The organism is Telluria sp. B2 (genome assembly GCF_051789535.1).
Lineage (GTDB): Bacteria > Pseudomonadota > Gammaproteobacteria > Burkholderiales > Burkholderiaceae_D > Telluria.
Genome location: NZ_CP196525.1, coordinates 155,589 through 171,642, shown reverse-complemented (window position 1 = coordinate 171,642; position 16,054 = coordinate 155,589). Strand labels below are relative to the sequence as shown.

The following is a 16,054-nucleotide window of genomic DNA, read 5'->3' as shown; positions in this document are numbered from 1 at the left end:
CGCTTCAGCCCGGTTCAGCCTGGGCGTCGCCCGGCGTCTCCGCCGAGCCGCGCATGCCAGGCCAGCGTGGGGCCTGAGGATTCTCGATGCCGAGCAAATCCAGCACCCGGTCCAGGGTGTGGTCGACCATCTCCTCGATGCTCGCCGGCCGGTGGTAAAAGCTCGGCAGCGGCGGGAACACGATCCCGCCCATTTCCGTCACGGCCGTCATATTGCGCAGGTGCGCCAGGTTGAACGGCGTTTCGCGCACCATCAGGATCAGGCGCCGGCGTTCCTTCAAGATCACGTCGGCCGCGCGCGCGACCAGGTTGTCCGCCAGGCCATGGGCCACGGCAGCCAGGGTCTTCATCGAACAGGGAGCGATCACCATGCCGTCGGTCTGGAACGAACCGCTGGCGATCGATGCGCCGATTTCGCGGTTCTTGTGCACGACATGGGCGAGCGCCTCGACGTCGCGCCTTTGCAGGCCGACTTCCTGGTGCAGGGTAAGGGAGGCGGCGTCGGACAGCACGAGGTGGGTCTCGACGCCGGGCACGGCGCTCAGACGCCCGAGCAGGCGCACGCCGTAGATCGCGCCGGTCGCGCCGGTGATGGCGACAACGATCCGGCGCGGCCGCGTTGCGGTCATTGATTACTTCTTGAACATCGCTTGCAGTTCACCCGACTCGAACATCTCGTTCATGATGTCGGAGCCGCCGATGAACTCGCCGTTCACGTACAGCTGAGGGATGGTCGGCCAGTTCGAGTAGTCCTTGATGCCCTGGCGGACTTCCGGATCTTCCAGCACATTGACGGTGGCGATGTTGTCGACACCGCAGGCCTTCAGGATCTGGATGGCGCGGCCCGAGAAGCCGCATTGCGGGAACTGCGCAGTGCCCTTCATGAACAGCACGACCGGGGTGTTGGTCACGGTGTCTTTGATCCAGGTTTGTACGTCGCTCATGTGATTTTGCCTTCGGTGGAAATGGGTTGGATGCCGACATTTTATAAGAATTCGGCGGCGTCGGTACGGCCCCGAGCCGGCTTGGGCCCGCGGTTGTTCCGGCAGGACGACAGGTCGGGTATGATCGCCCACATTTCAACCGTCGCTTCATGCTCATGCAACAACAACGTCCCAACGCCGGACCCTCGGCAGGCTTCAATTTCGTGCTGGCCGCGGTGCTCGGCTTCATCGGCGTCTTCGACCTCGTCCTCGGCGCCCGCGGCGACGGTCTTGGGGTCTTCATCACCGGCCTGGCCCTGACGATCTACGCCGTCACCCTGCTGCGCGACGCCCTGCACATCAAGAAGACAGGCACCCCGGCATTTACACGCAAACGCATGAATACTATCGGCCTGGGCTGCCTGGCGCTGTATTTCTTCGGCATCCTGGTCAAGCGCGTGCCGGAGCTGGCGCAGTTTTTTGGCTGAAGAACGGGGTTTTGTAGGGTGGACACCTGTGTCCACGCGGTACGTCATCTGATCGGTCGAAACAACGTCGCAGGATCGCGGCTCGTGAATCCGCGTGGGCACAGGTGCCCACCCTACAACACCTTGCCGAGGCAAACCGCATCGTCGCGGCCCACGTACCGGCCGTAATTCGGGATCACCCGATATCCCTGCCGTTCGTAGAACGCCACCGCCCGCGCATTCACGCGCCGGGTCTCGAGCCAGATCGCGCGATAGCCAAACGCCCGCGCCCGCCCTTCCAGCGCGCTCAGCAGGACCATACCCGCCCCGCTCCCGGGCCGCGCATACATTCGCTTCACTTCCGCCACATCGGCCTTCAAAGGCCGCAAGGCGCCGCAGCCGACTGCGGTCCCAAGCGCATCGCGCGCCAGCAGGAACACCGCCCGCGGCCCGCGCACGTCATCCGCATCGAAAGACTTCGAGCCACTGTCGCCGCAGATCGCCGCCAGCGCCGTATCCAGCTTGGCGATCAGGTCACGCGCCTCATCGCAGTCCGGGTCGGCGCTGGCGCAGGCGATCATGGCGCGGTGCTTACTTGCGCAGCTTGGCGAACGCCGCCGCCATCGCGCCGCCGCCAGTCGCCGGCGCCGAACGTTCCTGGCGCTGGTGCTGGCCGAGGCGCTTGGCATCCTGGCGGTCGCCGCGCTGTTCCGGCTTCGAGCCTGCTGCCGGCGCGCTGTCCGACAGGCGCATGGTCAGCGCGATGCGCTTCCTCTTCACGTCCACTTCCAGCACCTTCACTTTGACCACCTGCCCGGCTTTCACCACCGTGTGCGGGTCCTTCACGAAGGTGTTCGACAGCGCCGAGATGTGGACCAGGCCGTCCTGGTGCACGCCGATGTCGACGAACGCGCCGAAGGCCGCCACGTTGGTGACCACGCCTTCCAGGATCATGTCCGGACGCAGGTCCGAAATCTCCTCGACACCTTCCTTGAAGGTGGCCGTCGTGAATTCCGGACGCGGATCGCGCCCCGGCTTTTCCAGCTCTTTCAAAATGTCGGACACCGTCGGCACGCCGAATTTCTCGTCCGCGTACTTCGCGGGATTCAGGGTCTTGATCAGCGAGGTGTCGCCGATCACCGCCTTCATGTCGCGCTGGATGTCAGCGAGGATTTTTTGCACCACCGGGTAGGATTCCGGGTGCACCGCCGAAGCGTCGAGCGGATTGTCGCCGCCGATCACGCGCAGGAAGCCGGCCGCCTGCTCGAAGGTCTTCTCGCCCAGGCGCGGCACTTTCTTCAGTGCAGCGCGTGAAGGGAAAGCACCCTGCATGTCGCGGTAGTTGACGATGCTCTGCGCCACACTGGAAGACAAACCGGACACGCGCGCCAGCAGCGGCGCCGAGGCCGTGTTCACGTCCACGCCGACCGCGTTCACGCAGTCCTCGACCACCGCGTCGAGCGAGCGTGCGAGCTGGGTCTGCGACACGTCGTGCTGATACTGGCCGACGCCGATCGACTTCGGATCGATTTTGACGAGTTCCGCCAGCGGGTCCTGCAGGCGGCGCGCGATCGACACCGCGCCGCGCAGCGACACGTCCAGCTCCGGCAGTTCGCGCGAGGCAAATTCCGAAGCTGAATAGACCGAGGCGCCCGCTTCCGAGACGACGATCTTGGTCAGTTTCAATTCAGGGCGCTGCTTGATCAAATCCTGGGCCAGCTTGTCGGTCTCGCGCGACGCGGTGCCGTTGCCGATCGAGATCAGCGACACGTTGTGCTTGGCCGCGAGCTGGCCCAGCACGTGCAGCGCGCCGTCCCAGTCGTTCCTCGGCTGGTGCGGGTAGATGGTGGCGGTATCGACCACCTTGCCGGTGGCGTCGACCACGGCCACCTTCACGCCGGTGCGCAGGCCCGGGTCCAGGCCCATGGTGGCGCGCTGGCCGGCCGGCGCCGCCAGCAGCAGCGATTTCAAATTGCGCGCGAAGACCTGGATCGCGTCCAGCTCCGCCTTCTCGCGCAACGCGCCCATCAGTTCCGTCTCGATGTACATGAAGCTTTTTACACGCCAGGTCCAGCGCGCGGTGTCGAGCAGCCACTTGTCGGCCGGACGGCCTTGCGCCTTGATGCCGAAGCGCGCCGCGATGCGGCTTTCGCAGGGATTGTGCGGCGCGTCCCACTTCGGCTTCTCGGGTTCGGTGTCGAGGCGCAGGGTGACGTCGAGGATGCCCTCGCGGCGTCCGCGCATCAGGGCCAGCGCCCGGTGCGAAGGGACGGTGGCGAGCGGCTCGGAGTAATCGAAATAGTCGGCGAACTTCTCGCCCTCGTCCTGCTTGCCCTCGACCACCTTGGATTCGACCACGCCGTGCTCCTGCACGTATTCGCGAAGCGACTGCAGCAGCGTTGCGTCTTCCGCGAAACGCTCCATCAGGATCTGGCGCGCGCCATCCAGGGCCGCCTTGGTGTCGGGCACGCCCGGGTTGTTCACGCCGTCGGCATTGGTAAACGCTTCGCGCAGGTATTGCGCAGCGACTTCCTCGGGATTGAGCGACGGATCGGCCAGCAGCGAATCGGCCAGCGGCGCCAGGCCGGCTTCGACCGCGATCTGCGCCTTGGTGCGGCGCTTCTGTTTATAGGGCAGGTAGAGGTCTTCGAGGCGGGTCTTGTCTTCCGCCAGCGCGATCGCCTGCAGCAGCTCCGGCGTCATCTTGTTCTGCTCGGTGATCGATTCGATGATCGCCGCGCGCCGGTCTTCCAGCTCGCGCAGGTAGCGCAGGCGTTCTTCCAGCAGGCGCAGCTGGGTGTCGTCGAGGCCGCCGGTGGCTTCCTTGCGGTAGCGCGCGATGAAGGGGACGGTCGCGCCCTCGTCGAGCAGGGCGATGGCGGCGGCAACCTGGGCCGGCTTGGCGGCAAGTTCAGTGGCAAGGCGTTGTTCGATAGAGGGCAGCATGGGGCAGAAATCCGTGAGTCAGGCGGGCAATGATACGCAATCGTGACAGATACGCCAGTCTTGACATCACAGCCGGGGTCAGGTCTGACATTTGGACACGGTCTCATCCTTGATTCGCCAGCAGCTCGGCAGACGAAGCGGCATTTGCAGTGAAGGCAGAGCTCGTGTCCGAATGTCAGACCTGACCCCAGCTGTTTGGCTTGCAGCAGAGTGTTGGTTTAACGATTCGTAAAATTTCACCCCGTAAAGATTTCTCAGCAACGTGCGATTCCGAACAAAACTGAAGCGTCCGTATGAGAGATAATGGCGTTTGTTGTTCTTTTTTTACAGACTCCAGAGACCCATGCACACAGTTGATTATCCACGCGAACACGCGAGCGACGCCCCGGCGCCGCGCGCGACGCCGGCACGCGCGCCCGCACTGCCCGCACCGGTGGCGACCTGGCTGCAACGGGTCGAAGCGGCAGCGCATCCGCAACCGAAGCTGACCGCCGACATCGCCGATCCGAAGGCGATCCAGTACAAGTTTGTTTATGTGATGGCCCCGACCAGCGGTGGCCGCCATGTCGCTGTCTGCCTGTGCAAGGCGCGCCTGCGCCCGAACGGCGACGTCGCCGCCGCCAGCCCGGTCAACGAAGTGTTTTCCCTGCTGTCCGCCCCGCCCGCCTACCTCGAGGGCGAGGACGAAGACCTGGTGCGCTTCTTCATCGCCATGCGCAGCGGGTCCTCGCAGAGCACCAGCGCCACCGAGCCGAAGGGCAAAGTGGGCGCCATCCTGCTTGAGATGCTGCTGAAACAGGGCAAGCTGCTGTGGGCGAACTCCTGGCAGGACATGGCCAACGGTCTCGTCTATCCGCTGCAGGCCGGCCCGACCCGCCAGGCCAATCTTGCCTGGCGCGACGAGGGCCGCGCTGCCAAGCTCGGCTGGTCGGTGGAACCGGCCAACGGCGCCAATCACCCCGGCGCTGACCTGATCGACTACATGCTGCCGACGGATCCGCCGTGGTACATCGATAACCTGTCCTGCGGCCCGCTGGAACTGAACCGTGGCGGCGTGGATATTTCGCTGGCCGAGTTGCAGGCCCTGGTCGCCCAGGCCCCTATCCTGACCGGCAACGACAAGAAGCGCGTGTCGCAACTGCTGCTGGCCCACGGCCTGCAGCAACTGATGCCGCTGCCGCAGCCGCTGACCCAGCGCCTGCGCACCGACGTCAAGCCGCAACCCTTCCTGCTGCTCGATTCCGTGGCGCTGGCCGATACCGGCACCCAGCGCTGGCACGATTTCGCCGTGCTGTCCTTCGATTACGACGGCCAGCGCGTGTCCTTCGATCCGGCCCAGCGCGTGGTGCGCCAGATCGGCGACGTCACCGAGATCATCGAGCGCGATGCCGACGCGGAAGCGGCGGCCCTGGATAAATTGAGCGAACTCGGTTTCCGCAAGCCCGCGACCACCCCATTGTCGGGCGTGGCCGGCGCCCTGCAACTGGAAAGCCAGGCGCACTGGCTGCGCTTCGCCGAGAACGACATCGACGCCCTGCTCGATGCCGGCTGGCACCTGCAGAAGTCGAACAAGTACCGCTACGACGTGGTGCCGGTCGAGGACTGGTATGCCGAGATCGACGAGCCCGAGGAAGCGGGTAAAGCCTGGTTCGAGCTGGAGCTGGGCATCGTGGTCAACCGCAAGCGCGTGCCGCTCTTGCCGGTACTGGTGCAACTCATCCGCAATGCGCCGACCGACTTCGATCCGGCCGTGCTGGCCGCCCACGGTGAAACCGACCAGATGCTGGCGACCCTGCCGGAAGGCGTGCGCGTCGCCCTGCCATGGAACCGTGTGAAACCGATCCTGGCCACGCTCGGCGAGCTGTACTTCAACGACAAGATCAAGAACCGCGTGCGCCTGTCGACACTCGACGCCAGCCGCCTGGAGGAACTGGCGCGCAACGTCGAGATGCGCTGGTTCGGCGGCGAGCAATTGCGCGAGACTGGCCGCAAGCTGAGCCAGTTCGGCGCGGTGAAGAAGGTGGCGGCGCCGAAAGGCCTGCAGGCCACCCTGCGCGACTACCAGCTCGACGGTCTGTCGTGGATGCAGTTCCTGCGCGAATACGATCTCGGCGGCATCCTGGCCGACGACATGGGCCTTGGTAAAACCGTGCAGACGCTGGCCCACATCCTGACCGAGAAGGAAGCGGGCCGCTTGACCCGTCCGGCCCTGGTGATTGCGCCGACCAGCCTGATGACCAACTGGCAGGAAGAAGCCGCGCGCTTTGCGCCCGATTTGAAGGTGCTGCTGTTGCAGGGCAAGGAACGCATGGACATGTTCGACCAGATCGAGCAAGCCGACCTGGTGCTGACCACCTACGCCCTGCTGCCGCGCGACGAGGAAAAGCTGCGCGAGCACGAGTACCACCTGGTGATCCTGGACGAATCGCACTACATCAAGAACACCCGCTCGAAGGCGGCGCAGACGGCCGGCTCGCTCAACGCGCGCCACCGTCTGTGCCTGACCGGCACGCCGCTGGAAAACCACCTGGGCGAACTGTGGTCGCAGTTCCACTTCCTGCTGCCTGGCCTGCTGGGCGAGGAAAAAACCTTCAATACCCAGTTCCGCCACCCGATCGAGCGCCAGGACGACCCGGTGCGCCGCACGCTGCTGAACCGCCGCATTCGTCCTTTCCTGCTGCGTCGTACGAAAGACAATGTGGCAAAGGAACTGCCGGAGAAGACGGAAGTGGTGCGCCGCATCGAGATCAGCGGCCCGCAGCGCGACCTGTACGAGACCGTGCGCCTGGCGATGGACAAGAAGGTGCGCGAGGAGATCGACCGCAAGGGCGTGGCGCGCAGCCAGATCGTCATCCTGGAAGCGCTGCTGAAGCTGCGCCAGGTCTGCTGCGACCCGCGCCTGGTGAAGTCGATGCCGTCCAGGAAGAACACGGCCGCCGTCTCCGCCAAGCTGACCGACCTGATGCAGATGGTCGAAGATCTGTTGCAGGAAGGCCGCAAGATCCTGGTGTTCTCGCAATTCACCAGCATGCTCGGCCTGATCGAGGAAGAACTCGAGGCGCGCGGCATCCGCTACGCCATTCTCACCGGCGAGACGCGCGACCGCTCGGCGCAAGTCGCCGCCTTCCAGCAGGGCGCGGTGCCGATCTTCCTGATCAGCCTGAAAGCCGGCGGCGTCGGCCTGAACCTGACCGCGGCCGACACCGTGATCCACTACGACCCGTGGTGGAATCCGGCGGCCGAAGCCCAGGCGACCGACCGCGCCTGGCGCATCGGACAGGACAAGCCGGTGTTCGTCTACAAGCTGATTGCGAAAGGCACGCTGGAAGAAAAGATCCAGCAGCTGCAGCAGAAGAAGTCGGAACTGGCGCAGTCGATCCTGGCCGAAGGCGAATCGCAGAAGATGGCGCTGACGCAGGAAGACCTGCAGGCGATCTTCGCGCCGCTGGACGAGCAGTAAGCGGTCAAGACGCCAAACGGAACGCCTGCAATGCTGCGGGCGTTTTTATTTTATCCAGTAGGGTGGGGTCATCGATACCCCGGCATCAATGACCCCACCCTACGTCCATGCGGAATGAATAGGATTTGGTTCTTTTGCTAATTCTTCTAACATCGTTTATCGTGTACTGATAAAGGTTAAATTTTAGATATTGAACATCGCAGCACCCCTTATCAACGCTTATCTATACAAAAAGGCGTTGCCAACGATATACTCGCTGGCTAGGGTGCCCTGCCGCCCCTGCCTGACACCTTATTTTCTGGATGGGATGTGATGAACTGTAGCGCCAGCGTTGACTGTTCCGGCGTGGCCGTCCCGGAACTGGCCGAGCAGTTCCGTGTCATCGCCGAAATCGGCGGCGACATTGGGTTCAGTATCGATTGCGCCAGCGGCGCCCTGCGTTACGTCAGCCCTTCCATCGAACAATTGCTCGGCTACAGCCCAGTCGAGGTGGCCGCCCAGCTGGACCAGCCCGGCAGCGCCCTGTCCGCCCTATGCGCGGGGATGCAGGAGCGCGTGCGGCGGCTGCGCGCCGGCGACCGCAGCCGCCTGCGCCTGGTTCGCGAAACCGAACTGCCCGGCGCGCATGGCTACCTGGTGCCGGTCGAAGTCATTTCCGCACTGATCTGCGACGCGGCTGGCGAGCCGGTCAGCCTGGTCGGCCAAGTGCGCGACCTGTCGCCGCGGCGCCTGCGCGAAGCCGAGCGCAAGCGCTTCGCCAGCATGCTCAATCACGAGTTCCGTACGCCCTTGTCCACCATCGACGGCGCCATCCAGCGCCTGGAGGCGACCTGCCAGGACGCCGACGAGCCGACCCGCCAGCGTTACCGCAAGATCGCCTTGGCCACCGACCGCCTGATCGCGATGCTCGACGACTACTTGTCGCCGGAACGCATGGCCGAGATCGGCGGCGAGCGCAAGCCGACCTCGGTCGCCCCGCGCGACCTGCTCGACGAAGCGGCAAGCCAGGTGCGCAATGCCGGACGCGTCGCCAGCGTCGAGGTGGGCGAATTGCCGGCCGCGCTGCGCTGCGAACCGGACGGCATGCGGCTGGCGCTGAAAATCCTGGTCGACAATGCGATCACCTTCTCGCCGGCCACCACCGCGATCGTCCTGCGCGGCCGGCTGGCCGCCAGCGGCATCGAGCTGGCGGTGCGCGACCATGGTCCCGGCGTGCCCGAAGACGAGCAGGCGCGCATCTTCGACAAGTTCTACCGCGGCCGCCATGCCGCGGGCCTGCCGGGAAGCGGCCTGGGACTGTACATGGCGCGCTCCATCGTCGAGCACCATGGCGGGCTGATCAATTTGGTGACACCGGCCGGCGGCGGCGCGGAATTTCGCATCTGGCTGCCGGTGGCGGGCGCGGGCAAAGCGCTTGCGCAGCTTGATCCCAGCAGTGATAATCCCCCGCATATTCCGGGAACGGCCCCTGCCGGTACGACAGGCACAAGTAAAACGAAGAACGTGGCCCACCCATGACGCAGATATTGATTGTTGAAGACAACGGCGACTACGCCGGCGACATGGCCGACTTCCTGCGGGAACTCGACCATGACGTCGCGATCGCCACCTCCGCCAGCGAAATGTGGGCAGCCCTGACGCGCACGCCCGCGGCGGTGGTGGTGCTGGACCTGGGCTTGCCCGACGAAGACGGTTTCACCGTGATTCCGCGCATGCGCCAGTTGTATCCCGAGATCGGGCTCCTGGTGCTGACCGGGCGCGTCGCGTTCGACAACCGCATCCTCGGCCTGCAGCTCGGCGCCGACCACTATCTCACCAAGCCGATCAAGTTCCCCGAACTGGCCGCCCACATCGAGGCGCTGGGCCGGCGCGTGCGCCCGAGCGAACCGGCGCCGCTGCCGACCAAGTGGACCCTGCGCGTCAGCGCCCGCCAGCTCGAGCTCGGCGGCAAGGTGATCGATCTGACCGAGAAGGAATTCAATTTCTTGCATCTCTTGACGATCAACACCCGTCCGGTGCCGCGCGCGACCATCGTCGCCGGCATGGGCGGCGACGATCCGGACGCCAGCCGGCGTGTCGACATGCTGGTGTATCGCCTGCGCAAGAAGGCGCGAAATGGCTTGGGGCAGGATTTGCCGCTGCGCAGCGCGTATGGCGAGGGATATAGCCTGTCCGCCGGGTTCACGCTGGCGTAATGCGGGTTTCGTAGGGTGGACTCCCGAGTCCACGAGGTACGCCAGCTCCGCGGTCGAAACGCGGTTACAGCCTGCAAACGATGAGGCCGCGTGGACACAGGTGTCCACCCTACGAAAATCGGGACAGAGTGATGCCGAATTTCGTCTCCTGAAATAATAATCGGGGACAGAGACAGTCGGTAGCGCTAGAATACGCATCTGAACCGCTTTGTCTCGCTCCAATGGCCCGCCAACCCCGCCTCATCCTCCCCAAGCAACCGCATCACATCCTCCAGCGCGCCAACGATCCGCAACTGGTGTTCCGCGACGACGAGGACTACACCCGTTTCCTCGGCTGGCTGAAGGAAGCAGGGCGCTTTTACAAGGTGGCGATCCACGCCTACGCCCTGCTGCCGACCCATGTGCACTTGCTGGCCACGCCGCCAGACGAGGACAGCCTGGCCGCGATGATGCAAAAGCTCGGCCGCTTCTACGTTCCCTGGTACAACGCCAAGTATGGCCGCTCGGGCGGGCTGTTCGAGGGACGCTTCCGCACGGCGGTGGTCGATACCGACAAACACTTCCTGATGTGCAGCCGGTTCATCGAGCTCGCGCCCACGCGCGAAGGCCAGGCGGCGGACCCGGGCGACTACGCCTGGTCGAGCTACGCGCACCATGCCGGCCTGCGCCCCGATCCTGTGATCACCGACCACGCGCTGTTCTGGGAACTGGGCAATACGCCTTTCCAGCGCGAGGCCGCCTATACCGACCTGGTCCAGCAGGGCATCGGCGCCGACGAGCTGGCGCTGATCGCGTCGTCCGTCCAGAAAGGCCAGCCGCTGGGCACCGAGGCCTTCAAACGCGAACTCGAACGCAAGACCCAGCGCCGCATTCTGCCGGCCAAGCGCGGCCGTCCGTTCAAGAAGCCAGCCTCCGAGCCGGCTTGACCCATGCCGGGGCGGCGCACTGCCGCGCCGGCTTCAACCCACCGCACAGCCGCACACACGCATTCAGGCGCATCGGCCCATTCCGGGCTGTTCGCAATCTTCTGCCTTTCCACCTTCACTCGCACGAATAAATTTTGCCAGGAAAAGGGCTTTGGAACGGGCTTTGAATCTGTCCCCAATTAAAAGAAAGAGCGGTAAGTCATCCGTTAATTCGACTCCGACCCTAATTGTTCTGCTTGATGCCTCTGCTGCATTGCACTATTCTCGCCCTTCAACCCCTGAAAAAGCTGTGGAGCCCTTCATGATTGCCCAAGGTTTATACGATCCCGCCAATGAACACGACGCCTGCGGCGTTGGATTCATCGCCCATATCAAGGGCAACAAAAGTCATTCCATCATTGACCAGGGGCTGATGATCCTCAAGAACCTGGACCACCGGGGCGCCGTCGGCGCCGATCCGCTGATGGGCGACGGCGCCGGTATCCTGATCCAGATTCCCGACCAGTATTTCCGCGACGAGATGGCCAAGCAGGGCGTCGAACTGCCGCCGCCCGGCGAATACGGCGTCGGCATGGTGTTCCTGCCGAAGGAGCACGCCTCGCGCATCGCCTGCGAACAGGAAATCGAGCGCGCCGTGCGCATCGAAGGCCAGGTCGTGCTCGGCTGGCGCAATGTGCCGGTCGACGAGACGATGCCGATGTCGCCCACGGTGAGAGCCAAGGAGCCGGTGATCCGCCAGATCTTCATCGGCCGCGGCCCGGACATCATGGTCACCGACGCGCTCGAGCGTAAGCTCTACGTCATTCGTAAATCGTCCGGTCACGCGATCCAGGCGCTGAAACTCCTGCACGGCAAGGAATTCTTCGTGCCGTCGATGTCGGCGCGCACCATCGTCTACAAAGGCCTGCTGCTGGCCGACCAGGTCGGCGTCTACTTCAAGGACTTGCAGGACCCGCGCTGCGTCTCGGCCCTGGCCCTGGTGCACCAGCGCTTCTCGACGAATACCTTCCCGGAATGGCCGCTGGCCCACCCGTACCGCCTGATCGCGCACAACGGCGAGATCAACACCGTCAAGGGCAACTTCAACTGGACCCGCGCCCGTGAAGGCGTGATGAAGTCGGCCGTGCTGGGCGAAGACCTGAACAAGCTGTTCCCGCTGATTTACGAGGGCCAGTCCGATACCGCCTGCTTCGACAATGCGCTCGAGCTGCTGGTGATGGCCGGTTACCCGATCGCCCAGGCCATGATGATGATGATTCCCGAAGCCTGGGAAAACCACAGCGCCATGGATGACAACCGCAAGGCTTTCTACGAATACCACGCGGCGATGATGGAGCCCTGGGACGGCCCGGCGGCGATGGCGTTCACCGACGGCCGCCACATCGGCGGCACCCTGGACCGCAACGGCCTGCGTCCGGCGCGCTACGTTGTCACCGAAGACGACCTGGTCATCATGGCCTCCGAATCCGGCGTGCTGCCGATTCCGGAATCGCGCATCGTCAAGAAATGGCGCCTGCAGCCTGGGAAAATGTTCCTGATCGACCTGGAAGCAGGGCGCATCATCGACGACAAGGAACTGAAAGACACCTATTCCAACGCCAAGCCCTATAAAGCCTGGATCAAGTCGGTGCGCATCAAGCTCAACGAAATCAAGGTGAGCGAATCGCAGCTGGCGCAAAGCCGCACCAAGGATACCCCGGCGCAGGGCGAAAAAGCGGCGATCACGCTGCTCGACCGCCAGCAGGCCTTCGGCTACACCCAGGAAGACCTGAAGTTCCTGATGGCGCCGATGGCGGTGCTGGCCGAAGAAGCGACCGGTTCCATGGGCAACGACTCGCCGCTGGCGGTGATGTCGAACAAGCTCAAACCTTTGTACAATTACTTCAAACAATTGTTTGCTCAGGTGACGAACCCGCCGATTGACCCGATCCGCGAGAGCATGGTCATGTCGCTGGTGTCCTTCATCGGCCCGAAGCCGAACCTGCTCGACACCAACAACGTCAACCCGCCGATGCGCCTCGAAGTGTCGCAGCCGGTGCTGGGCTTCGACGACATGGCGCGCCTGCGCAACATCAGCCTGCACACCGGCGGCAAGTTCAAGTCGTATGAACTGAACATCTGCTATCCGGTCGCCTGGGGGAAAGAGGGCATCGAAGCCTCGCTGGCCTCGCTGTGTGCGGAAGCGGTGGACGCGGTGAAATCCGGCCACAACATCCTGGTCGTCTCGGACCGCGCCGTCTCTGGCGACATGGTCGCGATTCCCGCCCTGCTGGCCACTTCCACCATCCACCAGCACCTGGTGGGCCGCGGCCTGCGCGCCTCGACCGGCCTGGTGGTCGAAACCGGCTCGGCCCGTGAAACCCACCACTTCGCCCTGCTGGCCGGCTATGGCGCCGAAGCCGTGCACCCGTATCTCGCCCTGGAAACCCTGAGCGACCTGGCCCAGCACCTGCCGCACGAAATGGCGCCCGAGACTGCCATGTACAACTACACCAAGGCAATCGGCAAGGGCCTGCTGAAGGTGATGTCGAAGATGGGCATCTCGACCTACATGTCCTACTGCGGCGCGCAGATCTTCGAAGCGGTCGGCCTGAACAAGTCGCTGGTCGACAAATACTTCCGCGGCACCTCGTCGACCGTGGAAGGCATCGGCCTGTTCGAAGTGGCCGAAGAGGCGCTGCGCCTGCACAACCTGGCCTTCGGCAACGATCCGCTGCTGGCCAACGCACTCGACACCGGTGGCGAATACGCCTTCCGCGTGCGTGGCGAAGACCACATGTGGACGCCGGACGCGATCGCCAAGCTGCAGCATTCGACCCGCGCCAACAACTTCAGCACCTATAAAGAGTACGCGCAACTGATCAACGAGCAGACCCGCCGTCACCTGACCCTGCGCGGCCTGTTCGAGTTCAAGATCGACCCAAGCAAGGCCATCCCGATCGACGAAGTCGAGCCGGCCAAGGAAATCGTCAAGCGTTTCGCTACCGGCGCGATGTCGCTCGGCTCGATCTCGACCGAAGCCCATGCGACCCTGGCGATCGCCATGAACCGCATCGGCGGCAAGAGCAATACCGGTGAAGGCGGCGAAGATCCGCGCCGCTACATGAACGAGTTCAAGGGCATCAAGATCAGCAAGGGCGAGACCCTGGCCTCGGTGCTGGGCGCCGACCGCGTCGCGGCCGACATCCCGCTCGAAGAGGGCGACTCGCTGCGCTCGAAGATCAAGCAGGTGGCCTCGGGCCGCTTCGGTGTCACCGCCGAGTACCTGAACTCGGCCGACCAGATCCAGATCAAGATGGCGCAGGGCGCGAAGCCGGGCGAGGGCGGTCAGCTGCCGGGCCACAAGGTCTCCGAGTACATCGCCTCGCTGCGCTTCTCGGTGCCGGGCGTGGGCCTGATTTCTCCGCCGCCGCACCACGACATCTATTCGATCGAAGACCTGGCGCAGCTGATCCACGACCTCAAGAACGCCAACCCGAACGCCTCGATCTCGGTGAAGCTGGTGTCGGAAGTGGGCATCGGCACCGTCGCCGCGGGCGTCTCGAAGGCCAAGGCCGACCATGTGGTCGTTGCCGGCCACGACGGCGGTACCGGCGCTTCGCCGCTGTCTTCGGTCAAGCATGCCGGCACCCCATGGGAACTGGGCCTGGCGGAAACGCAGCAGACCCTGGTCCTGAACGGCCTGCGCAGCCGCATCCGCGTCCAGGCCGACGGCCAGATGAAGACCGGCCGCGACGTCGTGATCGCCGCCATGCTCGGCGCCGACGAGATCGGTTTCGCGACCGCGCCGCTGGTGGTCGAAGGCTGCATCATGATGCGCAAGTGCCACCTGAACACCTGCCCGGTCGGCGTCGCCACGCAGGACCCGGTGCTGCGCGCCAAGTTCCAGGGCAAGCCGGAACACGTCGTGAATTACTTCTTCTTCGTCGCCGAAGAAGCGCGCCAGCTGATGGCGCAACTGGGTATCCGTACCTACGACGAACTGATCGGCCGCTCGGACCTGCTCGATAAATCGAAGGCGATCACGCACTGGAAGGCGCAGGGCCTGGACTTCTCGAAGATCTTCTACCAACCGAAGCTTGAGTCGCCACGTAACCTGTTCCACACCGACGTACAGGACCACGGTCTGGACCGCGCGCTCGACCACAAGCTGATCGCGCAGGCGCGGCCGGCGCTGGACCGGGGCGAACGCGTCTCCTTCATCTCGCCGGTGAAGAATGTCAACCGCACGGTCGGCGCCATGCTGTCGGGTGAGGTCGCCAAGCGCTATGGTCACGCCGGCCTGCCGGACGACACCATCCACATCCAGCTGCAGGGAACGGCCGGCCAGTCCGCCGGCGCCTTCCTGGCAGCCGGCATCACGATGGACCTGGTGGGTGAAGGTAACGACTACGTCGGCAAGGGCCTCTCGGGCGGCCGCATCATCGTGCGTCCGAACACCGAATTCCGCGGCTGGGCGGTCGACAACATCATCGTCGGCAACACCGTGCTGTATGGCGCGATTTCGGGCGAAGCCTTCTTCAACGGCGTGGCCGGCGAACGCTTCGCGGTGCGTAACTCCGGCGCGACGGCAGTGGTGGAGGGCCTGGGCGACCACGGCTGCGAATACATGACCGGCGGCACGGTCGTGGTGCTGGGCGAGACCGGCCGCAACTTCGCGGCGGGCATGTCGGGCGGCGTGGCCTATGTCTACGATCCGAAGAACGAATTCGAGGCGCGCTGCAACACGACCATGGTCAACCTCGAGCGCGTGGTGTCGACGAAAGAGCAGGGCGACGTTTCGGGCTGGCACAGCCAGACCCGCAACGGCGAGCGCGAGTCGGATGAGGTCATCCTGCGCCGCCTGATCGAGCGCCACTTCAAGCACACGGGTTCGACCCGCGCACGCAACCTGCTCGACGACTGGGCCAACAGCCGCGGCAAGTTCGTGAAGGTCTTCCCGACCGAATACAAGCGCGCGCTGGAAGAGATGCACAACAGCAGCATGGAAGAAGCCAACGACAAGATCGAACTCGCGGCGTAAGTGCGCGAACGCATCTTCCGTCGATGCGTTCGCACCGACCCGTAGGGTGGACGGCTCCGCCGTCCACGCGTCCAACCAGCATGAGCGCAGCCGCGCAGAATACGGCGCCGATCTT

The 16,054-nt window shown here is 64.4% G+C and carries 10 protein-coding genes; 6 read left to right on the top strand and 4 right to left on the bottom strand.

Annotated features, from left to right (window positions below):
• Positions 1–4 precede the first annotated feature (4 nt).
• Positions 5–628, bottom strand: coding sequence for a UbiX family flavin prenyltransferase (locus ACSUZJ_RS00710; RefSeq protein ID WP_499412388.1), 624 nt, complete (start codon positions 626–628; stop codon positions 5–7).
• 3 nt (positions 629–631) lie between these two features.
• Positions 632–943, bottom strand: a complete 312-nt coding sequence (gene grxD / locus ACSUZJ_RS00705; RefSeq protein ID WP_499412386.1) for a Grx4 family monothiol glutaredoxin — start codon at positions 941–943, stop codon at positions 632–634.
• Positions 944–1,098: 155 nt separating this feature from the next.
• Between grxD and ACSUZJ_RS00700 the strand changes: the two genes are divergently transcribed.
• The gene (locus ACSUZJ_RS00700) at positions 1,099–1,410 is read left to right on the top strand and encodes a hypothetical protein (RefSeq protein WP_499412385.1); all 312 of its coding nucleotides are present in this window, start codon (positions 1,099–1,101) and stop codon (positions 1,408–1,410) included.
• Positions 1,411–1,523: 113 nt separating this feature from the next.
• Here ACSUZJ_RS00700 and ACSUZJ_RS00695 read toward each other — a convergent pair whose 3' ends face one another.
• Positions 1,524–1,970 carry a GNAT family N-acetyltransferase gene (locus tag ACSUZJ_RS00695; RefSeq protein ID WP_499412384.1) on the bottom strand — a complete coding sequence of 149 codons (447 nt, stop codon included), beginning with the start codon at positions 1,968–1,970 and terminating at the stop codon, positions 1,524–1,526.
• A gap of 10 nt (positions 1,971–1,980) precedes the next feature.
• On the bottom strand, positions 1,981–4,335 hold the full coding sequence (locus tag ACSUZJ_RS00690) for a Tex family protein (RefSeq protein ID WP_499412383.1): 2,355 nt from the start codon (positions 4,333–4,335) through the stop codon (positions 1,981–1,983).
• 343 nt (positions 4,336–4,678) lie between these two features.
• On the opposite strand from ACSUZJ_RS00690, the gene ACSUZJ_RS00685 reads away from it, so the two are divergent.
• The 5 genes from ACSUZJ_RS00685 (at position 4,679) to ACSUZJ_RS00665 (ending at position 15,939) form a co-directional block, all read left to right on the top strand.
• Complete coding sequence (locus tag ACSUZJ_RS00685; protein WP_499412382.1) at positions 4,679–7,795, top strand: DEAD/DEAH box helicase; 3,117 nt, start codon at positions 4,679–4,681, stop codon at positions 7,793–7,795.
• A gap of 312 nt (positions 7,796–8,107) precedes the next feature.
• Positions 8,108–9,313, top strand: coding sequence for a PAS domain-containing sensor histidine kinase (locus ACSUZJ_RS00680; protein ID WP_499416665.1), 1,206 nt, complete (start codon positions 8,108–8,110; stop codon positions 9,311–9,313).
• Positions 9,310–9,990, top strand: coding sequence for a response regulator transcription factor (locus ACSUZJ_RS00675; protein ID WP_499412380.1), 681 nt, complete (start codon positions 9,310–9,312; stop codon positions 9,988–9,990). The genes ACSUZJ_RS00680 and ACSUZJ_RS00675 overlap by 4 nt, the downstream gene beginning before the upstream one ends.
• A 221-nt stretch (positions 9,991–10,211) precedes the next feature.
• A complete protein-coding gene (locus ACSUZJ_RS00670; protein ID WP_499412378.1) occupies positions 10,212–10,916 on the top strand; it encodes a transposase in 705 nt (234 codons plus the stop codon).
• Positions 10,917–11,217: 301 nt separating this feature from the next.
• Positions 11,218–15,939, top strand: a complete 4,722-nt coding sequence (locus ACSUZJ_RS00665; RefSeq protein WP_499412376.1) for a glutamate synthase-related protein — start codon at positions 11,218–11,220, stop codon at positions 15,937–15,939.
• The last annotated feature ends 115 nt before the right edge of the window (positions 15,940–16,054 follow it).